At 45.1% G+C, this 15,061-nt stretch carries 20 protein-coding genes; 14 read left to right on the forward strand and 6 right to left on the reverse strand.

What is annotated here, in order from left to right; genetic code table 11:
* Positions 1–4: 4 nt before the first annotated feature.
* The 6 genes from AB0L18_RS25375 to AB0L18_RS25400 all read right to left on the reverse strand — a co-directional run bounded on the left by AB0L18_RS25375 (position 5) and on the right by AB0L18_RS25400 (position 6,442).
* Positions 5–2,197, reverse strand: a complete 2,193-nt coding sequence (locus AB0L18_RS25375; protein WP_367390123.1) for an AAA family ATPase — start codon at positions 2,195–2,197, stop codon at positions 5–7.
* Positions 2,178–2,423, reverse strand: a complete 246-nt coding sequence (locus AB0L18_RS25380; protein ID WP_367390124.1) for a hypothetical protein — start codon at positions 2,421–2,423, stop codon at positions 2,178–2,180. Before AB0L18_RS25380 ends, AB0L18_RS25375 begins: the two co-directional genes overlap by 20 nt.
* Positions 2,424–4,637, reverse strand: coding sequence for a DEAD/DEAH box helicase family protein (locus tag AB0L18_RS25385; RefSeq protein WP_367390125.1), 2,214 nt, complete (start codon positions 4,635–4,637; stop codon positions 2,424–2,426).
* A 323-nt stretch (positions 4,638–4,960) separates the two neighbouring features.
* Positions 4,961–5,437, reverse strand: a complete 477-nt coding sequence (locus AB0L18_RS25390) for a hypothetical protein (protein ID WP_367390126.1) — start codon at positions 5,435–5,437, stop codon at positions 4,961–4,963.
* 50 nt (positions 5,438–5,487) lie between these two features.
* Entirely contained in the window at positions 5,488–6,054 is a 567-nt protein-coding gene (locus AB0L18_RS25395; protein WP_367390127.1) for a hypothetical protein, read from the reverse strand.
* A 19-nt stretch (positions 6,055–6,073) separates the two neighbouring features.
* Complete coding sequence (locus tag AB0L18_RS25400) at positions 6,074–6,442, reverse strand: helix-turn-helix domain-containing protein (protein ID WP_367390128.1); 369 nt, start codon at positions 6,440–6,442, stop codon at positions 6,074–6,076.
* A 298-nt stretch (positions 6,443–6,740) separates the two neighbouring features.
* Here AB0L18_RS25400 and AB0L18_RS25405 point away from each other — a divergent pair, with 298 nt between their 5' ends.
* The 14 genes from AB0L18_RS25405 (at position 6,741) to AB0L18_RS25470 (ending at position 15,057) form a co-directional block, all read left to right on the forward strand.
* Positions 6,741–7,064: a hypothetical protein gene (locus AB0L18_RS25405; RefSeq protein ID WP_367390129.1), complete on the forward strand. Its 324-nt coding sequence runs from the start codon at positions 6,741–6,743 to the stop codon at positions 7,062–7,064.
* Positions 7,065–7,298: 234 nt separating this feature from the next.
* Entirely contained in the window at positions 7,299–7,685 is a 387-nt protein-coding gene (locus AB0L18_RS25410) for a hypothetical protein (protein WP_367390130.1), read from the forward strand.
* 110 nt (positions 7,686–7,795) lie between these two features.
* Positions 7,796–8,104: a hypothetical protein gene (locus AB0L18_RS25415; RefSeq protein ID WP_367390131.1), complete on the forward strand. Its 309-nt coding sequence runs from the start codon at positions 7,796–7,798 to the stop codon at positions 8,102–8,104.
* Between the two features lie 76 nt (positions 8,105–8,180).
* Positions 8,181–9,530: a helix-turn-helix domain-containing protein gene (locus AB0L18_RS25420; protein ID WP_367390132.1), complete on the forward strand. Its 1,350-nt coding sequence runs from the start codon at positions 8,181–8,183 to the stop codon at positions 9,528–9,530.
* 9 nt (positions 9,531–9,539) lie between these two features.
* Entirely contained in the window at positions 9,540–9,872 is a 333-nt protein-coding gene (locus AB0L18_RS25425; protein ID WP_367390133.1) for a hypothetical protein, read from the forward strand.
* 160 nt (positions 9,873–10,032) lie between these two features.
* Positions 10,033–10,164: a hypothetical protein gene (locus AB0L18_RS25430; protein WP_367390134.1), complete on the forward strand. Its 132-nt coding sequence runs from the start codon at positions 10,033–10,035 to the stop codon at positions 10,162–10,164.
* A 130-nt stretch (positions 10,165–10,294) separates the two neighbouring features.
* Positions 10,295–10,672 (forward strand): hypothetical protein, encoded by a 378-nt coding sequence (locus AB0L18_RS25435; RefSeq protein ID WP_367390135.1) that lies wholly within the window; start codon positions 10,295–10,297, stop codon positions 10,670–10,672.
* Complete coding sequence (locus tag AB0L18_RS25440) at positions 10,653–11,531, forward strand: hypothetical protein (RefSeq protein ID WP_367390136.1); 879 nt, start codon at positions 10,653–10,655, stop codon at positions 11,529–11,531. The genes AB0L18_RS25435 and AB0L18_RS25440 overlap by 20 nt, the downstream gene beginning before the upstream one ends.
* Positions 11,528–11,986: a hypothetical protein gene (locus tag AB0L18_RS25445; RefSeq protein WP_367390137.1), complete on the forward strand. Its 459-nt coding sequence runs from the start codon at positions 11,528–11,530 to the stop codon at positions 11,984–11,986. Before AB0L18_RS25440 ends, AB0L18_RS25445 begins: the two co-directional genes overlap by 4 nt.
* 139 nt (positions 11,987–12,125) lie before the next feature.
* On the forward strand, positions 12,126–12,641 hold the full coding sequence (locus AB0L18_RS25450) for a hypothetical protein (RefSeq protein ID WP_367390138.1): 516 nt from the start codon (positions 12,126–12,128) through the stop codon (positions 12,639–12,641).
* On the forward strand, positions 12,638–13,138 hold the full coding sequence (locus tag AB0L18_RS25455) for a hypothetical protein (protein WP_367390139.1): 501 nt from the start codon (positions 12,638–12,640) through the stop codon (positions 13,136–13,138). The genes AB0L18_RS25450 and AB0L18_RS25455 overlap by 4 nt, the downstream gene beginning before the upstream one ends.
* Positions 13,139–13,234: 96 nt before the next feature.
* Positions 13,235–13,465: a hypothetical protein gene (locus tag AB0L18_RS25460; RefSeq protein WP_367390140.1), complete on the forward strand. Its 231-nt coding sequence runs from the start codon at positions 13,235–13,237 to the stop codon at positions 13,463–13,465.
* Positions 13,466–13,472: 7 nt separating this feature from the next.
* Positions 13,473–13,709, forward strand: coding sequence for a hypothetical protein (locus AB0L18_RS25465; protein WP_367390141.1), 237 nt, complete (start codon positions 13,473–13,475; stop codon positions 13,707–13,709).
* A gap of 355 nt (positions 13,710–14,064) precedes the next feature.
* Complete coding sequence (locus AB0L18_RS25470) at positions 14,065–15,057, forward strand: T9SS type A sorting domain-containing protein (protein WP_367390142.1); 993 nt, start codon at positions 14,065–14,067, stop codon at positions 15,055–15,057.
* Positions 15,058–15,061 lie beyond the last annotated feature (4 nt).

The raw sequence follows: 15,061 nt of genomic DNA on the forward strand, positions 1-15,061 counted from the left end.
GGCATCAGAGATTTTTGATTTGTACAGTAAGCTCGTTTATGTCACGAGAGTTAATTCCATCTGGTACATCTAACATAATGATATTTACGTTGACACCCTCTTTGCGCATAGTGTCCACTAACTCGGATAAACCTCCCTCATCCACTTTATACCGATTTGCACGGTCCGGGTCATTCTCCAAGTATTCAAACATCATGACTATTGACTGTTCGAAGGTAGTACCAATCTGCCGAAGCAGATGCTTCTTCTTTTTGGCGTCAAAGGCCGAATTGGGTGCATCGGCAATTAAAGGATAGCGCTTGTTGTAACCATATTCTTTATTGGCGCTGAGGATAGCGAAGAGAATAGAAAACTGCATGGATAAAAGCTGGGACGTGCTCATCCCACTCGTAACACTTTCGCCATTTTCATTTTGTATTTCCGGGAAATATCCCCCCTTGCTGTTCTGCCGGAAAACTACCTTCCCAAAAAATGCACCAGAATGTTTATTTATAGCCTCGTAGTGTTGATTAGTTTCCCTAGACAAGAGGTCTACTAATTTGTTATACTGAGCTTCTTTAGCTTCTTTGGCGGCAGAGAGCAGGCTTTCGAAGTACTTCATTTGCTTAGACAAAATTGGATCCATTTCATCTCCAAGCAAATTCTCCAAATCTTTATTTTTTTTCTTTTGTTCTTCCGAAAGCTCCTCTTTTTGGACTTCAAGCCTCCCAATTTCCTTACTAAGCTTAGCTTTTTTCTCACCCAACAACATATATTGTTCTCCTTGCCTCATACCCGACTCTACGGACTCCAACCCATACCGCGAAAGAAGAATTGCTTTTTGTTCCTCCGTCTTTCTCGATTCTTCTTCAAGTTTTTTCCACTTATCTTTCAGCATAAAATACCGTTGAGTGACCTTTGCCGAAGCAGCTTCGAAGTCCTCAGAGTGATGAGTAACTCTATATTTAGAGCTACTAAGGTTTTGCAAAGAGCCTTCATGATGATAAGGATCAAAATTGTCTTCTACTCTGGGGTAGTTTTCTGGAAGCAACTTCTTAATATGCTCATACGCCTCGCTCCCCTTTTCTGCCGGGCGGTTACAAATATTACAATGTTCGTCTTTTAGCATCTTGTTAAGGTGGGCTGCGGTTGGGTGCCCTTTAGGTATAGGAGGTAGCCCATTTTCAGCCCGCTTCCTATCTTCATGTCTACTATATATGTAGTCTTCTCTTAGGCCTTCGAACTTTTTTGCCATGTGTTCGGTACCATGGATCACCCAGAAATCCTCAAAGAGGTCACGATTTGCCTTGTCCAATATGTCATTGTATTCCCTTTCTGTTTCTGTTAGCTCCCTTTTTAGTTTATTCTCTTCATCACTGAGGTTACGGAGGTCATCTCTTACTCCTTCGCTCATACTCAAATTATCTATTTGCTCATCTGCACGTTCGATCTCTCGCTTATTGATCCCTAGCTCTTTTTCAACTTTAGCTAATTTATCTTGGATGGACTGAAGATCACTTTGAAGTTTATTGGACTTCTCTTGATTCTTATCAGACCTCCTTACCGCTTTGTCAAATTTATCCTTTGTCCGGCGGTCAGTATCGATAGCTGCACTTATAAACCGCTCCCAGGTATCTATATAGGAAAGCTTATTGATTACTTGCTGTAGCTTTGTCGTGCTCGAAGTATCTACTGCTCTTTTGATCCCCCGTTCTCCTTGAAACCAAAGATACTCCAGGATATCTAGAGGAATAATCTGCTCTCGGATGTATTCATCGATACCAGTTAGACCATCTAAGGCCAAAGGCTTGTATTCAAACTCATCTTTCTCACTAATTACCAGAGTACTTTTCCCTAATCCGGAGAACTCCATCCCGGAAAGCTTCATCGTTTTGTAGCTGCGCTCTAAGATTATATGTTTGCTTTTATCATTGACGACTTCCAGCCTCACTACAGCAGTTACTTCTTTGTTGTCCTCAACTTCAGCCAATGCCCTCTTGGATATCAGACCTTCTTTTATCGATTGAGTAGAGAGGGTTAACCTTCCATCCTGATCTGTGATCTTATCAAATAACACCCAATTAAAAGCATCATAGAGTTTGGTCTTTCCATAACCATTTCCTCCTAGAATAAGATTTAAACCTTCTGTAAACTGAATAACATTCCTTGTGCCACTGTAGCACATGAAGTTTTCCAACTCAATTTTCAGGATCTTCATAGCTATAGTTTTCTTCGAAAAATTTAATCAAACGGTTGGCCATGACACGAGAGGTTTCTTCCTGTGTTTCGTCCATGATTTTCACAGCGGATTGCATAAACCTCAAAAACTCATTATCATGCGGAGGTTCAAAATCTATGTTGACAACCTCACGCTTTGTGTAATTATATTGTTCCATTAGCTTCTCATTAGAGAGCATTGCCCTTAGAATTTCCTTTGCATTCATTTATATCTGTTTGTCAATATCATAAAGGTCTAAAACTGGTTGCACTCGCTCCAGAGCTTCCATTTGGTTAAGCGCCAAACCGGCAAATTCGTAAACCCTCTTTAACTCGTTTTCAATCAGCCGCTTTTCAGTATTGTAGTTGCCTACTCTGCGGCTTATACTAGGCACTACCACCATGTCATAAATGGTTGCAAGATGCTTATCAGTCGATCTACGTAATATACGCCCTCGCCGTTGCACGAATTGTCGGGGATTTCCAGTGCTAGCGCAAAAGATGGCTTGTTCAGTCCTTGGTACATCAACGCCCTCGTCTAAGCACTTCATGGAAACCAAGATATCTAGATCTGATTGAGCGAAACGGTCCAAAGTAAATGCACGGTCTTTGGTTCCGGCATGGAAAAGCGAAATCTTCGTCTCAGGCGATATTCGACGAATACGGTTGGCATATAATTCACAAATTCTATGTTCTTCTTTATCAAAGGAACCTAAAGATTCCGAATCGTCGAATAGATCATCAAAATAGCCTTCCGGCGCATATACAAGGGTGTAATTGAGCTTGTTTTTTTCTTTCAATGACTTGATCAAATCATCAAAAGCTGAAAGTTTATTACTTGCCTTGTGTATAATCTGTTTACGTAGCAACAAAAGCCTTTCCTTTGCAGCATTAGACTCTTCTGAATCAGAACCAAAAAACTTGGCAAGACTCGCACTGATTTCAGTATATTTCTCAAGCTCTTCTGCTGTAAGCTCTACCAGAATTGGGTAGTACAGATACTTAGAAAGAAAACCTGCCTCTTGGGCCCTTGCCATTGAATATTCAAAGGTATAAGGCGGATGGTCATCAAAAAAAGCATCAATAGCTTTTGTGCCTTCTTCATCATAGACCCGTTCGGGCGTAGCACTAAGCCCAATCCGTTTTGCCAAAGGAAAATCTTCAAGCAAAGGCAAGATACTATTCGATCCTAAATTATGAGCTTCATCAGCAATCAGGATGGTATCCTTAGGAAATTTATGCAACAACTTCTGAAACCTTCGGTGGGTAAAAGAACGATAAGTTGTTACTACAAAAAATGAATAATTCTCTTTCGTGGATGACAACACAGTGACCATTTGAGTTTCCTCCCGCCAATTTTTGTTTTGAGAAGAAACTTGAACGATATTTTCGAAGTTGAAGCCCTTGATTTCTTCTACCCATTGGTTTACCAATTCAATTGTTGGAACAATAACTATCACACGATAGCTTCCCGTTTTTTTTTGTTCTCGGAGTACACAATTGAGTGCAGTAAGTGTTTTACCAGTACCTGTGGCCATAGCAAAAACACCTTTGAACCCCCTTACTTTCCAATTGGTATATGCTTCATCCTGGTAGGCTCTTGGCTTTTCATAGGGAAAGAAAGGTTCCTTTACAAATGAGATAACTCTTTGCTCTACGTCCTGTTCTAATCGGTCTATGATCTTTCGCACTTCATAATTACCAAGTACCTGGCGTTTCTTTCGGAGTAATTTCTGCTCGTCTACCATCAATTCTTCGATCGACCGGTCGCCAAAATCTTTCATGATAGCATGCTCCACATCATTAGTGGAAAGGTATTCTACGAAAGAGGCTTCCTTATTCCAAATCGACCTGAAATATTGTTCATACTCTTCAACTGCCGTTTGTTCTGATTTTGAATCCCAAGATCGCTTAACTTCCAATTCTTCTAAGTTTTCCATCAAGCCATATGCGGTAAAATTACACGAAGATTTGAATTTGACAGCTCTTCCACTTTTATCATAAAAAACTCCTGACTTGTAATGAGAAATCCCCCTAGCACCTCTAGGTTTTACGATTAAAATTTCGATCTTTTTGGACGCAAACAACCAAGCAAGACAGTGAAAGAAATGACGGCCATACTCGTCAAGTGTCATTTTTATACGCTCATAATCTCCTATTGAAAACTCGTACTGAGAAGCTTGGGCTTGGAGCCCCTCCACTACAGCTCGTTTATCATTTGGAGATAGAATGTGATTAGTTACCATTCGGACAGTTCCTCCATTGTATAAAAACTGAGCAAAGCCTAAAGAAAGAAGATTTATTGCGGAAGAACTAAAATACCCTAGCAGCAAATCAAAGCGGATGCTATTTGGAAGCACCTCCAAAAAGAACGCAATAGGTTCATTAGATGAACCGGTTCGATATTCGTTACTCGTAGGGAAGTTAATCGTTTTAAGCATATAGTTTTAGTCGCGCAGTGACAACTCAATCCTGTTTTACGTGAATCTATGTTTCAAATTTTACTTCTAATTAAAGGACTAAAAGCAAGATTTTGGTCTCTAGATAAGGGATTCAATCTTTATCGAATACTTTGATATCTTCTAGTAGAGCTACAAGATACTGTTTACGTAAGAAATGAAAAATTGTTTTAGGAAAGAAAAAGAAGGAAAAGGGAATACGCAACTAATCGGAGAAAAACCGATTAGTAATTACTAATGAGCGTGATTAACATTGCCTTAAAAACCTTGGTGAATAGCTAAACAGACCTCCTTCAGCTCGTCGCTCAAACAACCTCTTCAAAACACTCCATCAAAGATTTCATACCGATCAATATGATGCCTGATAATTGCGGATCGAGTGTTTTTAGAGCGGCACCTTCTTTAAACTTGTAGAAGACCATGGTCCACAATTCTTTTGAGTGAAGTGCTTTGAGGTTCTCCGCTACCAGCTGATTCTTGGCAGATTGGGAAGGTTCACCATCCATGTAATCAAGGAAGGTCACATTTTTCTTCTGTCTGGCTTCAAACATCTTTTGGGTGATGCGTTTTTGCTTTACCCTCGGGTGATCTTCAAAGAAGAGCCAAATAACAATGAGAATCCGGAGTAATTCATCTAGTTGGAACATATCTACGTCATCCTTATAGCCGAGGAATAACGATACCACGAAGGGCTGATGCGTATAAATCTGATCGACTACCTTTTCCAGGGTGGCATTATCAACGTTAGCACAAAAATCGACCAGTTCACTTACATTTTTCATTGTCTCTAGATTAGAGGGGACGTCAGTTATTAAGCGCAGCGATTATTCAACTAATCCTCATACCAATACTCCACCACCAAATCAATCGTAGGAAGCCCTGGCGCTTCAAAATGTAGTTCAGTGCCATAATTGGAAGAACGAGCAAGTTCACTGATGTCAAAACGGTATTCGCCGATTAATTCAAAAGAATCGACTCCTGATCCTTCTTCTTTATCGAATACGCCAATGTAATATTCGTAAAGAGGATTATCTCCGCGATTTACAAGACTCACATAACCTGTATGAGCCATGGAACTTCCATTAAAATCAGTTGTGACAGGGGTAAGGTCGCCATAGTAGGTGTTCCGCCTGTACGCTACGACAATATCAGGACCAGAACCATCGGCATCCCAACTTTCATTATCAGGATTCAGAGCAGGTATATTACTAGCTTCAATCGTTAGGAATTTTATTCCAAGCGGATCTTTGTGTATACTACAATCTGCCCCTTCATATTCTTCAGGACATTCACAGGTGCCATCGTTGCAATCGCCACCATTTTGGCAATCAAATTCGCAGGGGTTACAACCCCAAGCAAGTAAAACGGTAAATGTTAACAGAGAGAAAAATTTGCGCATTATAATAGGTTTTAATTTATCATTCTATCCCCAACTCCCGCGCCCGTTCCGGGTCTACCTTCTTCAGCTCTTCCTCGATCTGCATCACCCGCTTCATGAGGAGGTCATTAAGGGCGTTGAGCATTTTATCTTGTTCTTCTTCGGACTTAGGAGCGATTGTTGCTGGACGTGCTTTTGCCTTCTCCGTAGAAAGATCAAGAAGAATAAGGTCTGAGACATCAACATCAAACAGCTGAGATAATAAGATCAGCGTCTCAATTCGAGGTTGAGCATCTCCCTTCTCATACTTACTGACCTGATTACTTGATAGCTGTAATTTATCAGAAAGCTCTTTTTGCGAAAATCCACTAGCTTTTCTTAACAGCCTGATGTTCTCGGATAAATACATTATACAAAAATAAATTTATCTTTTTGAGAGATAAAATTCTCTTAAAAGTTGATTTTTAATCCAAAAGGAGTTTATATTTGTCTTAAACAAACATATAAGGCGAATATAAGCCTTTGCGGTTACAAAAACATATTCACCGATTAGAATAACCATTCTACCCGGAATATAATCGCCGTGCCTTTTCCGAAGGTCGTTTCCAGCCACACAGAACGTGCGGCCTGCGGTGAGCAGGTAGTGTATTCATTGTGATCGGTTTTAGGGATAAACTTTAGATAAAGGTGCTAAAAATTCAACGAAAATGAATACTCAGCAAGGAAAAATTTACTTCGATTTTCGCGGCTGGTTTGAAGACCAGATGAATAACCAAGGCATCACCCTGGCCGATTTGGCTATTGCGCTCGGGGAAACCACCCGCAAAACGGGCCGTCTTTTGAACAATTCCGATGACTGGACAGCTCGTCAAGCCAAGCTGGTTGGTGACGCACTGGGCCTCCACTGGTGGGATGAGCTGGTGATGCCCCTGCGCAAAAAAGGACTCAAAACCAATATCGATCTCGACGATGCGGACTCCATCCTCAAGGAAGAAGGGGAATACCTGGATCGCACCATGATGGTCGCTTAATAAGACATGTTTTATGGGGTTATCTTTTGTTGGTGGGCTGGTGCCATTGCCAGTCCACCCTTAGCCCCACTCAAAAATTATATAGCAGTGCTCACTTGGGAGGATAATTTGCCGCGGAGGCACGGAGACACGGAGTTTTTTTTGATAGGACTCACCGATAGAATCTCTTTGTCACTGTGACTATAAAAAGTCAAAGGGAGAACTGCTAAAAAATAACCTGCTGGGCGAATCCCAGTGTCAGTTGGTAGCTGCTCCGGCCTACGGGTCGGAGCCTTTCAAAAGCAAAAGATTATGAGTGCAGATTTAGCGACCCTCGGCAAATTCGAGGACATTGACCAGGATCTCAAGGCGGCCATTCTCTACAAGCTGGCCATCGAAACGCTGGCGGCGAAGAAAGGCATCGTCAGTTGGCTCAATCCCGAAGAGGCAGCCATTGTCCTGGGCATCCCCATCAATGGCAAGCTGCGCCTCAAGTTGGCTTACCTGATCCAGGAGGGCCACATCCAACGCTTCACCCGCAACGGCAACGAAACCTACTACTGGTGGCCCGACCTCGAAAAGCTGGCCCCGGAAATGAGTGAAGGGGAGGTGGTGGTGCCTACTAACTTCAGCAGGAGCTGAAGTTCTGGTACTTGGTACTGAGTACTTGGTACTTGGTATAAGGATCTGTAAAAGCCAAAAATCTGAACTAATACTAAGTACCCAATACCTAGTACTTAATACCACAAAACATGAGTAAGATCATCGAACAATGGGAGCCAATGAACGGTATCCCACCGGTCTTTTGCAGCCATAAAACAGCCATGATCACCAATGAGCTGCTGCAGGTGGGCGACTACTTTCCGTGGCACATGCCCAAGCAGCACGGTGGCGGCCATCAGTGGTACCGCATCACCCAGGTCAACAAGTTTAAGGATCTCCAGCAACGCTATGAGAAGGCGGGTGCTAATGCGGCTGGCCAGCACGGCGTGAAGGCCCACAAATACTATTACGAACTAACGGTGGAAGTGGTGGAGACACCCCAGCTACAGCACCAATAAGACGAAACGGTCGAGAAAGGCAGGCGGTGGCCGCTCTGGTGGCTACTGTCCTGCCTACTCCCGAAAATGCTATCCCATGTGTAAGACCCAGACCGAGCAATACATTTTTGAACTTCACCTGACCAAGAGCAAGCGTAACTGTCTGCGTCCTTTGGTCAAACAATACAACGAGGGCAAGCCTTTGGGCGAACGCCTCAGGAGCAGCCACATCAAGCTGGCGGAGTACCTGCTGGTATTGTACTACAATCGCCTGAAGAGTGCGCAGGGAATAGGCAGGCGTGTGTTGGTCCCCAGACAGCCACTGCCGACCCTGCGTACCAGCAATGGCGCACTGGCCCAGGAGATGGGCGTCAGCAAGCGTACCATCATCAACCTGCGCCAACGCCTGGAGGAGGCCGGACTGATCGCTTACGCGGCCTGGCACGGCACCAATAGCAGCTACGAGCTGGACATCAACCCCATGATCCTGCACCTGCAAACCAAGCAGGTGAACGACAACCAGAACAGCCTCTTTTTTTGTGTTGATGTGAAAACTTTGCGCCATATAGAGACAGGTAACCTGTTACAGGATACCAATAAATTAATAAATAAGAGCGGCGCAGCCTCTCCAACAGGCGTTGATAATCAACCATTTACGGTTATCAAAGATGTGGAGAAGTCGCTAAAACCGTGGAAAGAGGCCGAAAAGCCTGTTGAAAAGGCCGCAACGGAAGCCGCACAAGATAACCAGGGAACAGGGTACGAAACGACCGAGAACCCCACCATCGCCCGTGGTCGGGAACTTTCCCCCCCGAGTTGCGCCGCGCCCCCCCGCCGGGAACCCGCCGAAAGTCTGCCCATCGACCTGGATGATGCCGTTGGCCATCTGGATTTGCCGGATCGGAACGAGGTGGAGCGCATTGGTCGTTCGGTTTGGGCCTACGCCCACGCCACCCTCTACGGCGACAAGTGGCTGAGCAATAGCGTGAAGTGGGAAGCACAGGTAGCCATCACCGAATACCTGGCCTGGTGGGTAAAGCCTGGCGGCTATGCCAAAGCCAAGTTGATCCTCCTGCGCCGGGTGGATATGGCCCGCAAGTGGTTGGACCGAGATCCCGCCCTGAGAAAACAAAAGCTGGGCGAGCTGGACAACATTCGTCCTACCCGCTGGCTACCGCTGCCGAATCGCTACTTCGATATGCGCAACGAACACGGCTTTCACGTCACGCAGCAGTGGTACAACGCCAGCCAGGCGGCCATCGCTGAAGCCAAACGCAAGGAAGCCATCACCAAAGCCGTCAACCAGTACGAAAAGAGCCTTTTACCGGGTGCCGAATACGGCCCCGACCAAGCTTACCACGTCCTCACCCAGGCCCTGCGTAAGAAATATGGAACCGATATCATTCGGGAATTCCAGGAGCGTATTGCTCAATTACAAGCTGCTTAAATCAACATCATGGCAACTACCGCAAGCACTAGCAAGAAAAGCAAGAAGAAAGCCGCCCCTGGGCGCTTCGCCGTCAAGATTTACTTCATCGACCACATCCAGGGCCGACCGCCGTACTGCATGAAGACCAAAGACTTTGAAGACCGCTCAACGCGAAAGCTGGCCGCTGTCTTGGAAAAGTTCAAAGGGCTCGTCGCCGGTACCCGCAACACCGAAAAAGGCGACAACTGGGGCGGGCGCGTCAACTGGGCTGCCATCTACGAAAGCGGCACCAAAAAGATCGCCGAATTCCGCGACTGGGATCAGGATGGCTTGCCCTACTGGAAAGACCTCACCAACTAAAGTGAGGTTTGCTCAGGAGTATTCCCAGAAAGGAGACCTATCCCAAGCTAAACCTCACTGTACTAGGTACTTAGTAGAGCCCGCCTGGCCAAGCGGACAGGGGTATAGGGATTTGATCCCTTCATCGTCGCAGGCTCCTCAGCGTTTGACACAACAAACTATGCACAGAAGACTACTGTACCGGGCATTTGCCCAACTGGGTCGCTGGGCTTACCAGTACCAAGTCTGGTGGGAGAACCGGGTGCTTGGTACGCTGGATGCCCTGGCCGATTATTTTAACGACGACAATTAAAACCAGTATTTCTCACAACTTAACTACGAAGGCAAAAAGGTACCGTGAAACGGTTCCAACCAGAGATAAAACCTCCGTGTCTCCGTGCCTCCGCGGCTAAGAAAAATGAGAATTGCAAATCAAAAACACAATGGAAAATTTTGACAAAATCAGAACGAGCATTTTCGGTAGCCCCCTACTGATTACGGCGGTGAGTGTGCCCCTGGCGAGGAAGCCCAAGCGGAGCGAAGTAAAAATCGAGATGAACTTTCGCGGCTTGCAAGCGACCATCACCACCAACGGGCCGATTACGCATCCGAGCATGATGCTTCCGACAGCGCCCAAGTTTCCAACCATGAAGATCAGGAAAGAGCTGAAAATCATCGAGGGGCTGTTCCTGGAAGCCTACACTTCGCAGATGAGTCGGATGGCCATGTTGCAGAAGGTCTTCGAAGCTTATCGCGACCTCGGGACCGAACTCACTATCACAACTTCAAAACACACGCAGGATGTTAATGGAAATTCCTAATCAACCCGCTACCCTGGCTGAGTTCTTAGAAATCAGCATAGAAGCACTGCGCAAGCAGATGAAAAGAATGGGCCTGGTCGAAGGCCGATTCAATCGCCACGCCGAAATGGACGAGCAGACCGTCCAGGTACTCTTAGAAACTTACGGACACGAAGAAGGAGCGCAAACCTTGTCCACTTCTTTAGAAACGGACAAAGCGCCAAACGGACAAACGGACACCGTGAACATTGTTCCACCCAAAACGGACAAGATCGAAAACGGACCATCTTCTTTAGAAACGGACAAGCGGACAAGCGGACACGATTTGATCAAAACGGACAATTTTCCGAAAACGGACAAACGGACAAGCAACCCGTCAAGCGGACAAACGGACAGACTTCCCTTAGAAACGGACAAGCCCCAAAACGGACAAGCGGACACGATCGGCAAAGCGCACACCCTCCACCAAACGGACAAACGGACAGGTATTGATTACGCCGAACTTTCTAAAGACTTTCTGCTGGCACTAATCGCCATGGTGAGTATGTACGTGCAGATGAACCATACCGCGCAGGTCGTAGGCGGCGAATGGCTGCAAGCCTGGGCGTATGCGCTTAGCATCCAGTTTACGGGCCTGGCCATGACGCTGTACAAGGGCAATCTCGGTTACCTGAGAGCATTTGCCGTAGCGGAGTTTGCGATCAACCTGCTGCACTACCGTCCCTGGGCACATTGCGAGCTGATCAAGGGGGTGTCCGTTTGTGGCGGATTTGAAGAGTGGACACGTAGCCTGCTCTTGTCCGCTTTGATCGCCTTTACGATCTACAGCTACGTAGAAATATTTGCCGCAAGGCGTAACGAAAAAACGGACACGATATGAATTGGATCCTATTCGCTTTGTCTGGTTACGATCCGGACAGCGACGCACGCAAGCCCCGTCCCAAAACGGACAGCGACAAAAAGCGGACAGCAAAACGGACAAGCGACCTCCCCGACGATGTAAAGACGAACCGGATTACCAAGAAGCCCGAGCGGTATGTCCGCGAAGATTCGGACACCCACACCTGGCAACAAGTAGGCAATCGGACAGACTTCGGTCTACGCAGCAGCAATCTGCTCCCCGCAGAGCTGGAATACCTGCAAACGACCAAGAATTACCTGGTAGAGAAAGGCAAAGTCCTGAAGATCCTCTGGGCCAGCGGCATGACGGCGCAAGAAGCCGCCGATAGCTTCACCGAGCGGGGCTACAGCTACGAAACCGTACGCCGGTACTGGACCTTGTTCAATAACTTCCGCACCTCCCCTACCGAAACCGAGAGGGGGGAAGAGGAATAGGGCAGGTAATTACTGGTAATTCACCACCATTTCACTGTAATTAATTAAAAATCAAAGAATTACATTTTTCGTAATTACCAGTTACCACAGGTAATTGACTGGTAATTACAGGTAATTCGCACGCCAAAAACGATCATAAATGCAATATTTAGTCATTTTAACCCTGCTTATTTACTTCCTGGTGCTGGTCAAAATAGGCCCACTGGCTGCCGTTCTTATCACCGTGGCATGGATCATCGGATGCGTATTGCTTTACGTACGAATGAGCTATCGGAGCAAGCTTCACCACTACGGCCACCGCCTCGAGAACATCTACGAGTGGCAACAATCGCCTGATGACAAAAAGGTGGTCCTACGGGCGCAAAAGCACCAAGAGTGGCTCCAACTGTCTGGCCACAAGATGGGCGTCCGCGTAATTACCATCTTTTACCAGGATGCCCACAACCCCAGCGAAACCTGGGAGGAGTACACCGATCGCGTAGCCGCCACCATCGCCAACGACCGCATCCTCCGCCACCAGGAGATCGAGCGCTCTCAGGGTCGAGATTATTACCTCAGAGAAATGCACGGCCAAAAAGGCATCCGTTTCCCCGAAGAGCCCGAACCCGTAGACACCTGGACCCGTTTGTTCACCCGCAAAAAGCAAACGGCATGAAAGAGCAGCGAATTACCATCAAAGTCTCCAAGGAAAAACACACCAATTACCAGCGAAATACCACCGCTTTTGAACCCCTGCGGTACGAGGAATTAGGTAAGTCGTGGTGGTGGAACAAAACCAGAGAATTAAACGAGTTCTTGACAACTACCCACCAATTGCTTACTCGCACCATGCAGGTAATTGTGGTCAGATGGCAGCGAATTACCCGTTCCTTTTGGGTAAGGAAGACGGTACGCGGGGTGGTTTTCTGTCTGGTGGTAGTGAAAGATGTCTTGTACGTCATCTACATCCTACTTACCGGTGTCTTGATCTTCGGATTTCAAGTCCTGGTAGGCGGTTTACAGTCCCCGCCCCGGAAAACCACCCACAAAACAACCACCAAGCCCTTCGAGCCACCAGTAGACGATGAGTGGTGGCGAAAGTCAACGCCCAAATCGGCTAAGAAGTCCCGGACGATTCGGGTGATTGTGGAGGTGGAGGATTTTGTACAATAGATTATACATCAAAACAAAGGTTCCTCCGCAGTGCTGCCCGCCACCATCAGGAAGTAAGTCGAGGCGAGCGGGGGAACCCTAAAAAGCAAAGTAAAAATGAAAAACACTTCTAATTTCCAAGAAATATTAACCGAATATGAAGCTACCAGCGACTCGCTAAAAAGAGTTCTCTTTTATGTGGGAGTTGCCAGAGTACTTGATCGATTACTTAGATCGAAAAGAATAAGTACTTATATGGCTGATAAAATAATAGCTTCTTTTGAGCTATCTGAAGATGAAAGAATCGCCTGGGTAAATATCAGTATGGCCAAGATTAAATGGGACTAACTCAAGTATGCCGCAAGCACACGGACAACTAAAAACCACCCTCAAAATAAGCTTCTCCGAACTCCGCGCCCTCCACTACTGGCTGATGGAGATCATGGCCCACAGCAAGGAGCTGGTGCGCCAAAGCCTACACTACCGCATCCAGATGGAAATACTGGGAGAGGTATTGGTCAAGAAGATCCACCCCAAAACCTTAGTCGATACTGGCCGTCCATTCAACATCAAGCTCAGCTCGGTGGAATAGATGGCCATCCAGGCGGCAATTTATAATGGCTGGGGGCGCTTTTGCCTCGATCTCTATGTGCAAAATGCGGTGCGGAATATTTCGCTGAATAAGCTGCCGAAGCTTAGTAATTATCAGGCGGGGTATTTGATTGCGCCAGATGGGTGGGAGAAAACATAAAAAAACAAGTACCTAATAATTAGGTATAAATTAGGTATTCGCTAAAAGTAAATTCTTTTACCTCTTGACAATACAAATTGAGTTATTTAAATTTATTCTAAATAAGGAAAATTGGGCTGTGTTAACAATATACTAATTCCTCGATGTTATTAAATGCCCAAACACCAGCCAATATACTCCCAAAAATTAAATCAAAATGAAGTATCTATTCATCTGGCTTTTTCTTTTTCTTGTTCAAGAATGTTTTATTACTTCTCCAACTATACTAGCTCAAAATACTACAATATGCTATGGTGATCCTTTATCAGATTCTTATTGGAATGGTTTTGGGAACTATACAACAGCAAACTGTAATTTTGAACTTATTAACGGTGGGCTGGCATCCATGACTACTCAATTTTTCCCTTTAGAAACTGGCTCTGCCTTAATTACAGTACCCGTAGTAGGAAGAAATTTAGAAAGCACGGGAATTGGGCTTGATAGAATGATTATATCATTTATAGTTCAGGAAGGCGATGACTATTCTGTTGAAATCATCGGCAACTATGAGGGCGAAGCAATAACTTTTGAGGCAATTGGGTCTGGAGTAACCATAATTGTCTCGTTTCAAAACAATGCTTCTGGGGATATTCATACTCTTGGCCCTGTAAGCATAATCGGAACAACAGTACTACCTGTAGATATAATTAGTTTTGAGGCAAATTCTCAAGGGACCGGAATACTTTTGGAATGGGTAACTTCAATTGAAGTGGATTTAAAAGGATTTTTGATTCAACGGTCTACTGATGTAGAGAGTTGGAAAGATATCGGAATAGTCAACAGCAACGGTAGCAACACTACAGAAAAAATAAAATATACCTTCACCGATAAGTCTCCGTTCTTTGGTAACAACTATTACCGATTAAAGCTAGTAGATAAAGATCAAAGTTTTGATTTTACTCATATTATCGCAGCTACATGGACTGGCTCGAAGAGATTGATTTACCCTAATCCTGCTAAAGAATATTTGACTATAACTCCTTTTGAAAACACCAGTAATTGTACTTATTCCATTATTGATAGCAAAGGAGTTCTCATAGAAACTAAACAATTGAACGGCGACGAGCAAAAAATAAATATTTCTCATTTAAATCCAGGCTTTTACAGGATAAGACTACTAACAAATTGGTACCCATTTATTAAGGTTTAAATTT

The sequence above is a fragment of the Lewinella sp. LCG006 genome (genome assembly GCF_040784935.1).
GTDB lineage: Bacteria > Bacteroidota > Bacteroidia > Chitinophagales > Saprospiraceae > Lewinella.